Below are 2,191 nucleotides of genomic sequence, written 5' to 3'. Positions count from 1 at the left end.
CGCTCGCCGCCGCACTTCCGGCGAGCCCGGCCCTCGCCGACCCGGAACCGCCGAGACCCGCCGCGGGCCCCGCGCTCGTCCCCGGCGTCCCGCGCACCCCGCTCCACCCGTGGCAGCTCGACACCCCGGACCAGGCGCTGGCGCCCCACGTGTACGAGCCGAGCGCCGAGGAGGACGCCGTCGAGCCCGACGAGCCGCCCGCCGGAGTCGACGACCTCATCGAGTACGTGCCGCCCAGCGAGGTGCAGCGGGCGCCCACCTGCACCAAGAAGACCGGCCCCCACCAGCGCCAGGTCGAGCGCTGGCTGAAGTTGAAGGCCGACGGCGCGCAGTCGGCCGCGGACTGCAAGGCGATCCGCGCCTTCCAGACCGCGCAGGGCATCCGCCCGAACATCGGCTTCGCCGGGCCCGTCACCTGGTCGCGGATGCGCTGGCTGACCGCCCGCAAGAACCCGAACGCGGCGAAGAAGTGCCCCACGCGCGCGTACCGCCTCGCCTGCGTCGACCTGCCGCGCCAGTTGATGTGGGTCAGCAAGGGCAAGAAGATCGTCCTCGGGCCGGTGCCGATCCGCAGCGGACGGGCCGGGTACGGGACCCGCGCCGGCTGGCACAAGGTCTACTGGAAGCACAAGAACCACTGGTCGTCGATCTACAACACCCCCATGCCGTACAGCCAGTTCTTCAGCGGCGGCCAGGCCTTCCACGCCATCTACGGCAGCGTCTACAACCCGCCCGGCTCGCGCGGCTGCGTGAACATGCGGTACGCCGACGCGAAAAAGCTGTGGGCCGTCCTGCAGAAGAACGACCGCGTCTACGTGTGGGGCCGCAAGCCCGGCACGTGAGCCCGAGCACCCGAGGGCCTGTCCGACCCCTCTGAGACACTGGGCGCACGATGAACGAGAACGTGACTGCCCCGCTCCGCGCCCGTGCCGAGATCGACCTCGGCGCGCTGAAGGCCAATGTGCGGTCCCTGCGCGCCCACGCGCCGGGGGCCGCGTTCATGGCCGTCGTGAAGGCGGACGCGTACGGGCACGGGATGATCCCGGTGGCCCGCGCCGCCAAGGAGGCGGGTGCCGACTGGATCGGCACCGCCACCGCGGAGGAGGCGCTCGAACTGCGCGCGGCCGGGCTGCCCGGCCGCATCATGTGCTGGCTCTGGGTGCCCGGCGGCCCCTGGCGCGAGGGCATCGAGGCCGACCTCGACATGTCGGTCAGCGGCATGTGGGCGCTGCGCGAAGTCACGGCCGCGGCAAGGGAGCTGGGCCGCACGGCCCGCATCCAGCTGAAGGCCGACACCGGCCTCGGGCGCAACGGCTGCCTGCCCACCGACTGGCCGGAGCTCGTACGGGAAGCGCTGGCGGCGCAGGCGGCCGGGCACGTCACCGTCACCGGCCTGTGGTCGCACTTCGCCTGCGCCGACGAGCCGGGGCACCCCTCCATCGCCGCCCAGCTCACCGCCTTTCGAGAGATGACCGGGTACGCGGAAGGCGAGGGCGTCACCCCCGAGGTGCGCCACATCGCCAACTCGCCGGGCACGCTCACCCTGCCCGAGACCCACTTCGACCTCGTGCGCCCCGGCATCGCCATGTACGGGATCTCGCCCAGCCCCGAGCTCGGCCCGCCCGCCGACCACGGGCTGCGCCCCGTCATGACGCTGAAGGCGAACCTCGCCCTCGTGAAGCACGCGCCGGGCGGACTCGGCGTCAGTTACGGGCATCACTACGTCACACCGGGCGCCACCACCCTCGGCCTGGTCCCGCTCGGCTACGCGGACGGCATCCCGCGGCACGCCTCGGGCACCGGCCCGCTCCTGATCGGCGGCAAGCGGCGCACGGTCGCGGGCCGCGTCGCGATGGACCAGTTCGTCGTGGACCTCGGCGGGGACGAACCGGCCGCGGGCGACGAGGCGGTGCTGTTCGGACCGGGCGACGCGGGCGAGCCGACCGCCGAGGACTGGGCGGTCGCGGCGGGCACCATCGCGTACGAGATCGTCACGCGGATCGGTTCCCGGGTGCCGCGCGTCTACGTAGACGGAGAAGGAACCGGACGACCTGAGATGCGGCCCCGCATCCCGTAGGAGGAGCGGCACGTGAGCGACAGCAGTGCAGAGGTCACGGCGGCCGTCGCCGGAGCCGCGGCTTCGGGGAACTGGCGGCGGGCCGGCCTCGCGGGCGCCGCGATAGGCGTGGTG

The 2,191-nt window shown here is 73.4% G+C and carries 2 protein-coding genes; both read left to right on the top strand.

Annotation, left to right across the window (positions count from 1 at the left end):
• The coding region (locus G3I40_RS35380) for a L,D-transpeptidase (RefSeq protein WP_239092135.1) at positions 1-842 on the top strand (842 nt) is incomplete at its 5' end.
• A gap of 50 nt (positions 843-892) precedes the next feature.
• Positions 893-2,077, top strand: coding sequence for an alanine racemase (gene alr / locus G3I40_RS35375; protein ID WP_164558938.1), 1,185 nt, complete (start codon positions 893-895; stop codon positions 2,075-2,077).
• The last annotated feature ends 114 nt before the right edge of the window (positions 2,078-2,191 follow it).

This window comes from Streptomyces sp. SID14478, assembly GCF_010548525.1.
Taxonomy (GTDB): Bacteria; Actinomycetota; Actinomycetes; order Streptomycetales; family Streptomycetaceae; genus Streptomyces.
The sequence above is the reverse complement of the archived record's forward strand: the minus strand, read 5'-3'. Positions and strand labels throughout refer to the sequence as shown.